The organism is Streptomyces cucumeris, from assembly GCF_024295805.1.
Lineage (GTDB): Bacteria > Actinomycetota > Actinomycetes > Streptomycetales > Streptomycetaceae > Streptomyces > Streptomyces cucumeris.
The window spans coordinates 19,093-33,893 of record NZ_JANCLX010000059.1; the positions used below are offsets into that span (position 1 = coordinate 19,093).

Below are 14,801 nucleotides of genomic sequence, written 5' to 3' on the forward strand. Positions count from 1 at the left end.
TTCCGCGCCCCTCACGCTTCGCCGAACTCGGCGTCGATCATTTGGAAGACCTCGTCCATCGTGTTGGCCGCCTCGATGCGCTCGGCCGTGCTCTCCGCTTCGCCGTCGTCGTCGGCGACGACGGACAGCAGACGGCGCAACCGCTCGGCCACCTGGCGCCGGTCGTCCCCGGCGACCGTGGCGAGCATGTCTTCCAGCTTCTTGAGTTCCTTGTGGATGGGTGGTTCGGCGGCAGCGACACCGCCGAACTCGGCGAGCAGCAGGCGCGCGATCTCCGCAGGTGTGGGGTAGTCGAACACCAGCGTGGCTGGCAGACGCATCCCGGTGGCCTGGGTCAGCCGGTTGCGCAGGTCGACGGCGCCGAGTGAGTCGAAGCCGATCTCCTGGAAGGCGCGTTCGGGTTCGATCGCGGCGGCCGAGGCGTGGCCGAGGACGGCCGCCACCTGGCCACGGACCATGTCCAGGATGATCTGTGCACGGTCTTCCACGGCCACTCCGGCGAGCTGGTCGCGCAGCGACACCGTCGTGTTCTCCACGCGCCGTACCGGAACGGGTGCCAGCCCGCGCAGTACGGGCGGGATCGCCCCCGCCCTGGCCTGGGTCCGCAACACCGCCGTGTCCAGCCGGACCGGTGCCAGCAGTGCGGCCCGGGAGGTGAGGGCCTCATCGAAGAGACCGAGACCGAGCTCGGTCGTGAGCGCCTTGGCACCCATGCGCTCCAGCCGGGCCAGCTCCCCCTGGCCCAGCTCGGCGGCCATACCCGCGGCCTCCGACCACAGACCCCACGCCAGAGAGGTGGCGGGCAATCCCACCGCCCGACGCGACGCCGCCAGCGCATCCAACGTGGCATTGGCGGACGCGTAGTTGCCCTGGCCGGGGCTGCCGATGAGCGCGGCCACAGACGAGAACAGCACGAACGCGGAGAGATCGGCGTCGGCTGTCAGCTCGTGCAGATGCCACGCCGCGTCCAGCTTGGGCCGCATGACCCGCTCCAGATGCTCCGGAGACAGCGACTCGAGCACACCGTCGTCCAGCACACCGGCCGCGTGCACCACACCGGTCACCGGCCGCTCCAGCGTGCCGAGCGCAGCGGCCAGTTGGTCACGGTCGGACGCGTCACAGGCGACGACGTCGGCGTGGCACCCCCGGGTTTCCAGCTCCGCCACCAGCTCCACCGCGCCCTGGGCCTCCAGGCCGCGACGGCTGAGCAGCAGCAGGTGGCGCACACCGTGGGCGGAGGCCAGATGGCGGGCGAACACCGCGCCCAGGCCGCCCGTACCACCGGTGATCACCACGGTCCCGTCCGGGTCGAACACCGGCGACGGGTCGGCCGCCACCGCGGCGGTCCGCGCCAGCCGCGGCGTCAGCAGCCGTCCGCCGCGCACCGCGAGCTGCGGCTCGTCCGTCTCGAGCACCGCTCCCCAGTCGGGTTCGGCACCGTCCAGGTCGACCAGGACGAACCGTCCCGGGTGCTCGGACTGGGCACTGCGCAGCAGACCCCACACCGCCGCCTGCGCGACGGAGGGAGCCTCGGCGTCGACGGACACTGCGCCCCGGGTCACCAGGACGAGCCGGGACTCTCCCAGCCACTCGCTGGCGAGCCACTGCTGCACCAGACCCAACGCCTCGCCGACGGCGCCCCGGGCGGAGCCCGGTACCTCGCCGTCCGGGGTGGCGACGGCGGCCAGCACCACTTCGGGTGCGCTCGCGCCGTCAGCCAACGCCTTCTCCAGTGAGGCGAGATCGGCGAATCGGTCCGCCGACCCACCGATCCCGCCGACCTCGCCGATCGCGGCGAAGCCGACCGGCCGGGTCGTGCCGGCCTTCGCGGGGACCCACTCCATCCCGTACAGGTGGCGTTCACCGCCCTGCCGCGCGGCTTCGAGATGTGCCTGCTCCACCGGGCGGACGTCGAGCCGTCGCAGACAGGCCAGCGGCAGTCCGTCCTCACCCGCGATGTCGAGCCGCAGCGAGGTCGGGTCCGGCAGGGTGATCCGCACCCGGACCCGGGTGAGGCCGAAGCGCTTGAGCTGGACACCGCTCCAGGAGAACGGCAGTCCGCTGGGGTTGTCCTCGCCCATGTCCAGCATGCCGAGACCACCGTGCAAGGCGGAGTCGAACATCGCCGGGTGGATGGCGAACCCGTCGGCCGGTCCCGCCACGTCGGGCAGCGCCAGCTCGACGAGCACCTCGTCGCCACGGCGCCACGCCGACTGCACCGCGCGGAAGGCCGGACCGTAGTCGAAGCCCACGTCCGTGAGGTGGGCGTTCCGGTTGAGCAGTGTGTACAGCTCGGACACGGCGAGGGCCTCGGCGTCCGCCGGCGGCCACGGCGCGGGCAGCGCCTCCAGGGGCTCGGCCTTGGCCGACAGCCAGCCTCGGGCGTGATAGGTCAGCTCGGTGGCCTCGTCCTCGCCCGCCTCGATCCGGGAGAAGAAGGCGATCTCGCGGCGGCCGTCCTCGCCGGGCTGCCCGACCGTGACCCGGATCTGCCGGGTGACGTTGTCCTCAAGGACCAGGGGCGCGGCGATGACCAGCTCGTCCACGACATCGCTGCCCAGCCGCCTGCCGATGGTCAGCGCCATCTCGACCATCGCGGCGCCGGGCACCAGCACGATGCCGAACACCATGTGGTCGCGGGTCCACGGCTGGCTCTCCTGGGACATGCTGCCGGTGAACACCCACTCGTCGCGATCGCCGACCTGCACGGCCGCGGCGAGGATCGGGTGGCGCAGCCGGTCCAGACCGGCCGCCGAGGCATCGCCGGCGCCGGACTTGCGGGCGAGCCAGTAGTTCTCACGCTGGAAGGCGTAGGTGGGCAGCTCGACGGACCGGGCCCCGGTGTCGGCGTAGAAGGCGGTCCAGTCGACTTCGAGGCCCGCGGTGTGGGCACGACCGAGGAAAGCGGCGAAAGCGTCCCGCTCGGTTCGCTTGGCACGCAGGGCCGGGATGAACGCGGCCTCAGTGTCATCCTCGACGCACTGACGGGCCATGGCGGTCAGGACCGCGTCCGGGCCCAACTCCAGGAAGCGCCGCACACCGAGACCCCACAGCGTCGCCACACCATCGGCGAAACGCACCGCCTGGCGGACATGACGCACCCAATACTCGGCATCGAAGCCGGTGACCAGCTCACCGGAGACATTGGAGACCACCGGGACACGGGGCTCGGCATAGGTCAGGCGCTCCGCGACCGTGCGGAACTCGGCGAGCATCGGCTCCATCCGCGGCGAATGGAACGCATGCGACACCCGCAACCGGGACGTCTTACGCCCCTCCCACCGCGGCAGCCACTCCTCCGCCGCATCCTCATCACCAGAGACGACAACTGCCATCGGGCCATTGACCGCGCCGATCTCCAACCGGCCCTCAAAACCGGCCAGCGACTCGGCGACCTCAGCCTCGGTGGCCTGAACCGCCACCATCGCACCACCCGAAGGCAGCCCACCCATCAACCGACCACGCGCCACCACCAGTTCGGCCGCGTCGGCAAGGGAAAGCACACCCGCCACATGCGCAGCAGCGATCTCACCAACCGAATGACCGATCAGATAGTCAGGACGGATGCCCAGCGACTCGGCGAGGCGGAACAGCGCCACCTCCACCGCGAACAGCACCACCTGCGTGAACTCCGTGGCGTTCAGCAGATCGCTCTCCGCCGCCAGCAGCTCCCGCACCGAACGGCCCAGACGCGGATCCAGCTCAGCACACACCTCATCCAATGCGCGGTCGAACACCGGGAACGCCCCGGCCAACTCCAGACCCATCCCCGAACGCTGCGAACCCTGCCCCGTGAACAAGAACGCCGACTTACCCGCCGCACCAGGCTCACCAGCCGTCACCTCGGCCAGCCGCGCCAACAACTCATCACGATCGGCCGCGACCACCACCGCACGACGGTCCAGCAACGCCCGCGACGTGACCAGCGAGTACGCCACATCCGCCACCGATATCTCGGGGCGTGATGCCACATGTGCACGCAGCCGCTCGGCCTGGGCGCGCAGCGCCACATCGGTCCGGGCGGAGATCACGACCGGCAGCAGAGCCACGGGCGCCGTGCGCTCCTCGGCCACCAGCTCCTCGACCGGGGCCTCCTCGACGATGATGTGCGCGTTCGTACCGCTCACACCGAACGACGACACACCCGCTCGGCGCGGCCGACCGTCAACCCGCCACTCCTGGGCCTCGGTCAGCAGCCGCACCTCACCGGACTCCCAGTCCACATGCGGCGAGGGCTCATCGACATGGAGCGTCGGCGGCAGCACACCGTGCCGCATCGCCATCACCATCTTGATCACACCCGCCACACCGGCCGCCGCCGACGTATGACCGATGTTCGACTTGATCGACCCCAGCCACAGCGGATCGCCGTCCCGCTCCCGGCCGTAAGTGGCCAACAGCGCCTGCGCCTCGATCGGGTCACCCAGCTTCGTACCCGTCCCGTGACCCTCCACGGCGTCCACGTCGAGCGGGCGCAGGCCGGCGTTGTCGAGGGCGCGCCGGATGACCCGCTCCTGCGACGGACCGTTCGGCGCCGTCAGACCATTGCTCGCACCGTCCTGGTTCACCGCCGTACCCCGGACCACGCCCAGGATGCGACGCCCGTTGCGCCGGGCGTCCGACAGCCGCTCCAGCACCACCACACCGACACCGTCGGAGAAACCGGTGCCATCGGCCGACGCCGAGTACGCCTTGCAGCGTCCGTCGGGCGACACCGCCCGCTGGCGGCTGAACTCGGTCAGGAGGTACGGCCCGGCCAGCAGGGTCACACCGCCCACCAGCGCGAGCGAGCACTCACCGGACCGCAGCGCCTGTCCGGCCATGTGCAGCGCGACGGCGGAGGAGGAACACGCGGTGTCCACCGACACCGCCGGGCCCTCCAGACCGAGGGTGTACGCGATCCGGCCGGACACCACGCTCGTCGTGGTCCCGGTCAGGCGGTAGCCCTCCAGTTCGCCCGAGGACATACCGCCGTAGTCGGTGGTCACCACACCGGCGAACACTCCGGTGTCACTGCCGCGCAGCGTCGTCGGGTCGATGCTCGCGTGCTCGAATGCCTCCCACGACGCCTCCAGCAGCAGCCGCTGCTGCGGGTCCATCGCGGTGGCCTCGCGCGGGCTGATCCCGAAGAACTCCGCGTCGAACTCGCCGATGCGGTCGAGGAAGGCACCACCACTGGTGTTGATCTTCCCCGCCCGGTCCGGGTCGGGGTCGTAGATGTTCCGGTCCCAGCCACGGTCGGTGGGCAGCCCGCCCACCGCGTCGCGGCCCTGGGACACCAGCTCCCACAGCTCCTCCGGCGAGGACACCCCGCCCGGGTAGCGGCAGCTCATGCCGACGATGGCCAACGGCTCGTCCAGCGCGGTCCGCTTCGTGCGGGTGACGGTCTTCGGCGTCGCTTCGGCACCGCCGAACTCGGCGAGCAGCAGCCGCGCGACGGCGGCCGGGGTGGGGTGGTCGAAGATCAGCGTGGCGGGCAGTCGCACCCCCGTGGCCTGGGTCAGCCGGTTGCGCAGTTCGACGGCGCTCAGGGAGTCGAAGCCGATGTCCTTGAACGCGCGGTCGGTGTCGATCGCCGTGGCGGAGGTGTGTCCGAGGACGGCCGCCACCTGCTCCCGCACCGTGTCCAGGACGATCGGCTCCCGGTCGGCCTCGGCCACACCGGCGAGACGCTGGGCGAGCGAACCAGCGCTCTCGGCGCGCCGGGCGGGCACGGGCGCCAGACCGCGCAGCAGCGCGGGCAGCAGACCGGCGCGTGCCTGGGCCCGCAGTGCGGCCGGGTCGAGCTGGACGGGCGCCAGCAGCGCCGTCCCGGTGCCGAGCGCCAGGTCGAACAGTTCGAGGCCACGCTGCTGGGACAGTGCGCCCACACCGGTGCGCTCCAGGCGGGCCAGGTCGGCCTCGTCGAGCTGGCCGGACATCCCACCGACGTCTCCCCACAGGCCCCAGGCCAGCGAGGTGGCGGGCAGGCCGGCGGCACGGCGTGACGCGGCGAGCGCGTCCAGCGCGGCGTTGGCGGACGCGTAGTTGCCCTGGCCGGGGCTGCCGATCAGCGCGGCCACCGACGAGAACAGCACGAACGCGGAGAGACCGGCGTCGGCCGTCAGCTCATGCAGATGCCACGCCGCGTCCACCTTCGGCCGCATGACCCGGTCGACGTGCTCCGGCGAGAGTGCCTCGATGACTCCGTCGTCGAGCACACCGGCCGCGTGCACCACGGCGGTCAGCGGGTGTTCCAGCGAACCGAGGGCCGTCGCGAGCTGGTCCCGGTCGGACACATCACACGCGGCGACCCGGGCGCGGCAGCCCAGGCCCTCCAGTTCCGCCACGAGCTCGGCGGCACCGTCGGCCTCCGGGCCACGGCGGCTGAGCAGCAGCAGGTGGCGCACACCGTGCGCGGTGGCCAGATGGCGGGCGAACACCACACCCAGACCGGCCGTACCACCGGTGACCAGGACGGTCCCGTCCGGGTCCAGAGCGGGCGCCTGTCCGAACGTCGCGTCGGGGCGCGCGAGGCACGGAGCCAGCAACTGTCCCGCGCGCACGGCCAACTGGGGTTCGTCCGCGCCCAGCACCGCGTTCCAGTCGGGTTCGGCACCGTCCACGTCGACCAGGACGAAGCGGCCCGGGTGCTCGGACTGGGCACTGCGCAGCAGACCCCACACCGCCGCCTGCGCGACGGAAGGAGCCTCGGCGTCGACGGACACCGCGCCCCGCGTCACCACGATCAGCTTGGACTCGCCGAGCCACTCGCTGGCCAGCCATCGCTGTGCGAGGACGAGCGCCCGGGCGACGGTGGCGCGCACCGCGTCGGGGGTGTCCTCTCCGGTGGTGTCCACGGTGGTGAGCACCGCACGCGGCGCCGTCGCGCCCTCGGCGAGCGCACGCTCCAGGGCGTCCAGATCCGCGTGGGTCTCCCCCGCGCCGATCCGGACGAGTTCCGGCGTACCGATGGCCGACACGCTCTCGATACGAGCCCAGTCCACCGTGTACAGCGACTGACGCGCGTCGCCGCGCGAGCTGTCGATGCGCTCCTCGTCCACGGGACGCACGACGAGCGAGCGCACGGACACCACCGGGGACCCGTTCTCGTCCACCGCGTCGAGCCGCAGCGAGGTGCCGCCGGTCATGGTGGAGCGGACCCGCAGCCGTGAGGCGCCGGGACCGTGCAGCCGCACACCGCTCCAGCTGAACGGCATGAGGTGCGCCGCGGAGCCGCTTCCGGTGAGCAGGATGACACCGCTCTGCAACGCGGAGTCGAAGAGCGCGGGGTGGATGCCGAAGCCCTCGTGGCCCTCGGGCAGTGTCACCTCGGCGTAGGTCTCGTCACCGTCACGCCAGACGGCCTCGACGCCGTGGAAGAGCGGACCGTAGTCGTACCCGAGGTCGGCCAGACGGCCGTAGAGCTCGTCCACGGGCATCGGTTCGGCGTCCTGCGGCGGCCACTGCTCGGGCCAGGCCGCTGCGGGCGCGCCGTCGGTGCCGAGGGTGCCACGGGCGTGGCAGGTCGCCTCGGTCTCGGCGGTGGCGTTCTCCGCCCTGGAGTAGATCGCCACGTCACGACGGCCGTCCGGGTCCGACGCGCCGACCGTGATGTGCAGGTGCCGGGTGACGTCGGGCTGGACGAGCAGGGGCGACTCGAGCACCAGCTCGTCGAGCACCGGGCTGCCGGTGCGGCGTCCGGCGGCGATGGCCAGTTCCACCAGCCCGGTGCCGGGCACGACCATGGCTCCGAGCAGCAGGTGCTCCGCGACCCACGGCTGGGTCTCGGTGGAGAGGGTGCCGGTGAACACCCAGTCGTCACGGTCGCCGACCTGTACGGCCGCGGCCAGGACGGGGTGGTCGACACCGACGAGTCCGGCGGCCGAGACATCGCCGGGGGCGGTGGCCGGGGTCAGCCAGAACCGCTCACGCTGGAAGGCGTAGGTCGGCAGGTCGATGCGCTGAGCGCCGGTGTTGGCGTAGAAGGAAGTCCAGTCCACGTCCACACCCGCGGTGTGGGCACGCCCGAGGAAGGCTGCGAAGGTGTCGCACTCGGTGTGCTTGGCACGCAGGGCGGGAAGGAAGACGGCCTCGGAGTCATCCTCAACGGACTGACGGGCCATGGCGGTCAGAACCGCGTCCGGGCCCAATTCCAGGAAGCGCCGCACACCGAGGTCCCAGAGCGTCGCCACGCCATCGGCGAAGCGCACCGCCTGCCGGACATGACGCACCCAGTACTCCGCGTCAAAGCCGGTGACCAACTCACCGGAGACATTGGAGACCACCGGGATGCTGGGTTCGGCGTAGGTCAGACGCTCCGCGACCGTGCGGAACTCGGCGAGCATCGGCTCCATCCGCGGCGAATGGAACGCATGCGACACCCGAAGCCGAGTGGTCTTACGCCCCTCCCAGCACGGCAGTTGCAGCCACTCCTCCGCCGCATCCTCATCACCGGACACCACCACGGCCATCGGGCCATTCACCGCCGCGGTCTCCAACCGGCCCGCAAAACCGGCCAGCGACTCCGCAACCTCAGCCTCGGTGGCCTGAACCGCCACCATCGCACCACCCGAAGGCAGCCCACCCATCAACCGACCACGCGCCACCACCAACTCAGCAGCATCGGCAAGAGAAAGCACACCCGCCACATGCGCAGCAGCGATCTCACCAACCGAATGACCGATCAGATAGTCAGGACGAATACCCAACGACTCCGCGAGGCGGAACAGCGCCACCTCCACCGCAAACAACACCACCTGCGTGAACTCCGTCGAGTTCAACACAGCAGCCTCAGCGCCCAGCAGCTCCCGCACCGAACGGCCCAGACGCGGATCCAGCTCAGCACACACCTCATCCAACGCGCGGTCGAACACCGGGAACGCCCCGGCCAACTCCAGACCCATCCCCGAACGCTGCGAACCCTGCCCCGTGAACAAGAACGCCGACTTACCCGCCACACCGGACTCACCGGAAGCCACTCCGGTCAGCCGGGCGAGCAGTTCCTCACGCTCGGCGGCCACCACCACGGCACGTCGCTCCAGCAACGCCCGCGACGTGACCAGCGAGTGTGCGGTGTCCACCAGCGAGAGTTCCGGCCGGGAGACCAGATGCGCACGCAGTCGCTCCGCCTGCGCCCGCAGTGCCCCATCCGTCCGTCCGGAGAGGACCACGGGCACCGCGCCGGCGGGCCGGACCACCTCGACCGGCTCCGCCTCCTCGGAAGGCTCCTCGACAGGAGCCTCCTCCAGGATCAGATGCGCGTTGGTACCGCTCACACCGAACGACGACACACCCGCACGACGCGGACGGCCTTCAACCCGCCAGTCGCGGGCCTCGGTCAGCAGCTCGACACGGCCGGACTCCCACTCCACATGCGGCGAGGGCTCATCCACGTGCAGGGTCGGCGGCAGCACACCGTGCCGCATCGCCATCACCATCTTGATCACACCCGCCACACCGGCGGCCGCCGACGTATGACCGATGTTGGACTTGATCGACCCCAGCCACAGCGGATCACCATCACGATCGCGGCCATAGGTGGCCAGCAAGGCATGGGCCTCGATCGGGTCACCCAGCTTCGTACCCGTCCCGTGACCCTCCACGGCGTCGACCTCGAGGGGGCTGAGCCCCGCGCTGGCCAGAGCCTGGCGGATCACCCGCTCCTGCGACGGACCGTTCGGCGCGGTCAGACCGTTGCTCGCACCGTCCTGATTCACCGCGCTGCCCCGGATCAGACCGAGGATGCGGCGGCCGTTGCGCTTGGCGTCCGACAGCCGCTCCAGCACCACCAGACCGACGCCGTCGGAGAAGCCGGTGCCATCGGCCGACGCCGAGTACGCCTTGCAGCGTCCGTCGCGGGCCAGCCCGCGCTGACGGCTGAACTCGACGAACAGGAACGGCCCGGCCAGCACCGTGACGCCGCCGGCGAGCGCGAGCGAGCACTCACCCGCGCGCAGCGCCTGCGCGGCCAGGTGCAGCGCCACCAGGGACGCGGAGCACGCGGTGTCGATCGAGACCGCGGGTCCCTCGAGGCCGAGGCTGTAGGCGACCCGGCCGGACATCACACTGCTCTGGGTGCCGGTGACCCGGAACCCCTCCAGCTCGGGCAGTGTCGAGGGGCCGTAGTCGGAGGAGACGGTGCCCGCGAACACACCGGTGTCGCTGCCCCGCAGGGTCGTCGGGTCGATACCCGCGTCCTCCAGCGCCTCCCACGCCGTCTCCAGCGTCAGCCGCTGGGTCGGGTCCATGGCCAGCGCCTCGCGCGGGCTGATCCCGAAGAAGTCGGCGTCGAAGGTGGGGACCGTGTCGACGAACCCGCCTTCGGTGGCATACGCGCTGCCCGGACGCTCGGGGTCGGGGTCGTAGAGCCGCTCCAGGTCCCAGCCGCGGTCGGTGGGGAACGGGCCCATCGCGTCGCGGCCCTGGGACACCAGCTCCCACAGCTCCTCCGGCGAGGCCACCCCGCCGGGGAAGCGGCAGCTCATGCCGACGATCGCGATCGGTTCCACATCGCGCTGCTCCAGCTCGCGCACCCGCCGATTGGCCGTGCGCAGTTCGGAGGTCACCCGGCGCAGATAGCTGCGCAGCTTCTGCTCGTCGCTCATCGATCCGCCCGATCCACTCGATCCACTCGATCCGTTCGATCCGCTCGCGCCGTCGTCTGTCCTGCCGGTCATGCGGATCCGAGCTCCTTGTCGATCAGGTCGAACATCTCGCTGTCGGAGACGAAGTCGAGGTCGTCCTCGAGAGTGTCTTCGGTGGTGTCGTGGCTGCCGCCGGTGGCGCCCAGCAGGGTCTTCAGCCGGTTGCTGAGCGAGCGCAGCCGCGGTTCCGCACCAGCAAGCTGCTGCTCCTGCTCGGACAGGGTGATGAGAACCGCCTCGAGCCGCTGGAGCTCCTCGTCGAGCGGTGAGGGCCGCTGGGCCGCGGGACCTCCGCCGACCTCACCGAGGATCAGCCGGGCCGCCTCGATCGGGGTGGGGTGGTCGAACACCAGCGTCGCGGGCAGACGGATGCCCGCCACCTGGCTGAGCCGGTTGCGCACCTCGACCGCGGCGAGGGAGTCGAAGCCGAGTTCCTTGAAGGTGCGTTCGGGGTCGATGGCCGCGGCCGAGGCATGGCCGAGCACGGAGGCGACCTGGGTGCGCACCAGGTCCACCACGACCTGCTCGCGGTCGGCCTCGGGCACTCCGGCGAGCCGCCGCTCCAGCGAACGGCCGTTGTCGGCGCGGCGCGCGGGGGCGCGCACCAGGCCGCGCAGCAGGGCGGGCAGCAGGCCGGCCCGGGCCTGGGCGCGCAGTGCGGCGGGGTCCAGCCGGACCGGGGCCAGCAGGGCGGTCTCGGAGTCGAGGGCCTGGTCGAAGAGTTCCAGGCCGAGTTCACCGGAGATGGCGCCGATGCCGGTGCGCTCCATGCGGGCGAGGTCGGCCTCGTCCAGCTCTCCGGTCATCCCGGTGGAGTCGGACCACAGGCCCCACGCGAGGGAAAGGGTGGGCAGCCCGGCGGCACGGCGCTGTGCGGCGAGTGCGTCCACGGCGGCGTTGGCGGCGGCGTAGTTGGCCTGGCCCGCGTTGCCGAGGAGTCCGGCGGCGGAGGAGAACAGCACGAACGCCGAGAGGTCCATACGCGAGGTGAGTTCGTGCAGGTGCCACGCCGCGTCCAGCTTGGGCCGCATGACGTGGCGCAGCTGCTCGGGGGTCAGCGATTCGATGACGCCGTCGGCCAGCACACCGGCGGTGTGGATCACGGCGGTGAGCGGGCGGTCGAGCGAGTCGAGCAGACCGGCCACCTGCTCCCGGTCGGCCACGTCGCAGGCGGCCACCCGGGCCCGCGCGCCGAGTGACTCGAGTTCGGCGACCAGTTCGGCGGCGCCCTCGGCCGCCGGGCCACGCCTGCTGACCAGCAGCAGATGGCGGATGCCGTGGCGGGTGACGAGGTGCTTGGCGAACAGCGCGCCGAGACCGCCGGTGCCACCGGTGATCAGCACGGTGCGCTCGGGGTCCAGCGGCGCCGGAACGGTCAGCACGACCTTGCCGACGTTGCGGCCCTCGCGCAGGTACCGGAACGCCTCCTGGCCCCGGCGGACGTCCCAGGCGCGGATCGGCGAGGGCGACAGCATTCCGCGCTGGAAGAGATCGGCGATGGCGACCAGCATCTCCTGCATGCGGTCCGGCCCCGCCTCCATGAGGTCGTAGGACCGGTAGCGGACACCGGCGCACTGGCGCGCGATGGCCTCCGGGTCTCGGATGTCGGTCTTGCCCATCTCGATGAAACGGCCGCCGCGCGGCAGCAGTTCGAGGGTGGCGTCGACGAACTCGCCCGCCAGGGAGTTCAGGACGACGTCCACACCCGACCCGTCGGTGGCCTGGTGCAGGGCGTCGCGGAAGCCCAGCTCGCGGGAGTTGGCGATGCGCTCGGCGGGCACGCCCAGGGCGCGCACGGCGTGCCACTTGGCCGGGCTGGCCGTGGCGAAGACCTCGGCGCCGAAGTGGTGGGCGAGCTGGACGGCGGCCATGCCGACACCACCGGCGGCGGCGTGCACCAGGATCCTCTCGCCCGCCTGGAGGTCGGCCAGGTCGACCAGACCGTAGTAGGCGGTGAGGTAGACGACGGGGATCGCGGCCGCCTCGGCGAAGGTGAGGTGGTCCGGCATCGGCGCCACGGTCTTGCGGTCGGCGACGGCGACGGGGCCGAAGGCGTCCATCACCAGGCCGAACACCCGGTCACCAGGCTTGAGGTCGGTGACGCCGGAGCCGACTTCGAGGACCACGCCCGCGGCCTCGCTGCCGAGCGGGGCTTCGCCGGGGTACATGCCGAGCGCGATGAGCACGTCGCGGAAGTTGAGCCCGGCGGCCCGGATGGAGACGCGGACCTCGCCGACGCCCAGTGCGCGGGTGCCGTCGGAGGGCAGGATCGTGAGGTTCTCCAGGGAGCCCTTCTCCGTGCTGCCCAGCCGCCATGCGTCACCGGAGGGCCCGGCGGCCGGACGGGCCAGCCGGGGCGCCAGCAGGGCACCGCCGCGCACGGCAAGCTGCGGTTCGTCGAGACTGGTCAGGACGGTCCAGTCGGGCTGCACGCCTTCGTCGGTGTCGACGAGGACGAAGCGGCCGGGGTGCTCGGTCTGGGCGCTGCGCAGCAGTCCCCAGGCCGGTGACTGGGCCAGGTCCACGGACTCGGCGCCGACGGCGACCGCGCGCCGGGTCACCGCCACGAGGGTGGCCTCGCCCAGCCATTCGCTGGCCAGCCACCGCTGGGCCAGTGCGAGGCTGTGCTCGGCGACCTCATGGACGGCCTGGGCGGTGTCGTCGGTGGCCGGGGTCCGGATCGCGGCGAGCACCAGGTCGGGGCCGGGGGCGCCGTCGGCGAGCGCGGCCTCCAGGGCGGGCAGGTCGGCGTAGCGCTCACCCGGGGCGTCGAGGCCGCCGAGGACCACGACACGGCCGGGTGACGGGGTGCCGGTGACCGGCGCCCAGTCCAGTTGGAACAGTGCGTTCTGCTCATCGCGGGCGCCCGTCAGCTGCGCCGGGTCCACGGGACGTACGGCGAGGCTGTCGACGGCGGCGACCAGCTCGCCGTTCTCGTCGGCGATGTCGACGCGGAAGGCGGATTCGCCCGCGCCGCCGATGCGGACCCGCACCCGTGCGGTGGCGGGACGGCCGAAGCGCACTCCGGACCAGGAGAACGGCAGGTCGGGGGCGGAGCCGGGGTCCTTGTCGAGCATGCTGGGGTGCAGCGCCGCGTCGAACAGCGCCGGGTGGATGGCGAAGCCGTCGACGGCGGTGTCCTCCGGCAGGGCCACCTCGGCGTACACCTCGGAGCCGCTGCGCCATACGGTCTGTACGCCCTGGAACAGCGGGCCGTATTCGAGTCCGGCGTCGGCCAGTCGCTCGTAGAGGGCATCGGCCGAGGACTCGACGGCCGCGACCGGCGGCCAGGCAGCCGGGAAGGGCGTCGTGGCACCGGCCTCCGGGGCCAGCCAGCCGCGGGCGTGCCGGACGATCCGCCGTTCGCCGTCCTCTTCGGTCGCGGAGGTGGCGGTCTCGGACAGGGAGTGGAGGGCCACCTCACGGCGGCCGTCCTCGCCGGGCCGGCCGACGGTGACCCTGATGTGCCGGGCGGAGCTCTCCTCGAGGGTCAGCGGGGCCTCGAAGACCAGCTCGTCGAGGAGTTCACAGCCGAGGTGGCGGCCCGCGGCGAGGACGAGCTCGACGAGCGCGGCGCCCGGCACGATGACCGTGCCCAGCACCATGTGGTCGTTGACCCACGGCTGGGACTCGGTGGCGAAGCGGCCGGTGAACACCCACTCGTCGCGGTCACCGACCTGCACGGCCGCCGCCAGGACCGGGTGGCGCATCCGGTCCTGTCCGGCCGCCACCACGTCGCCGCCATGCGCGGACGGGGTGAGCCAGAACCGCTCGCGCTGGAAGGCGTAGGTGGGCAGGTCCACCCGGCGGGTGTCCGTTCCGGCGTACACGGCCTGCCAGTCGACGCGGACACCCGCGACATGGGCCTGGCCGAGCGAGAGCAGGAAGCGGGGCAGTCCGCCCTCGTCGCGGCGCAGGGAGCCGACGACGGCCACCCGGCCCGCCGCGTCCCGTGCCTCGACGGTCTCGTCGACCGCCATGGTGAGCACCGGGTGCGGCGACATTTCGACGAAGCAGCCCATGCCCTTGTCGATGAGCGCGCGGACGGCGGGTTCGAAGCCGACCTGACCGCGCAGATTCCGGTACCAGTACCCGGCGTCCATGGTGGCGGTGTCCAGGAAACCACCCGTGACGGTCGAGTAGAACGGCACACTCCCCGCCGTCGGAGCCACAGGG

2 protein-coding genes are annotated in these 14,801 nt (G+C 71.9%); both read right to left on the reverse strand.

Annotated features, from left to right (window positions below; translation table 11 throughout):
- Positions 1-11 precede the first annotated feature (11 nt).
- Positions 12-10,586 (reverse strand): type I polyketide synthase, encoded by a 10,575-nt coding sequence (locus NMK44_RS40740; protein WP_254753060.1) that lies wholly within the window; start codon positions 10,584-10,586, stop codon positions 12-14.
- A 68-nt stretch (positions 10,587-10,654) separates the two neighbouring features.
- Positions 10,655-14,797, reverse strand: a complete 4,143-nt coding sequence (locus NMK44_RS40745; RefSeq protein WP_308358811.1) for an SDR family NAD(P)-dependent oxidoreductase — start codon at positions 14,795-14,797, stop codon at positions 10,655-10,657.
- Positions 14,798-14,801: the final 4 nt, after the last annotated feature.

What these genes read in the sequence shown, in the direction of transcription:
- NMK44_RS40740 (WP_254753060.1), bottom strand. Translation starts at nt 10,586, where the DNA reads ATGAGCGACGAGCAGAAGCTGCGCAGCTATCTGCGCCGGGTGACCTCC.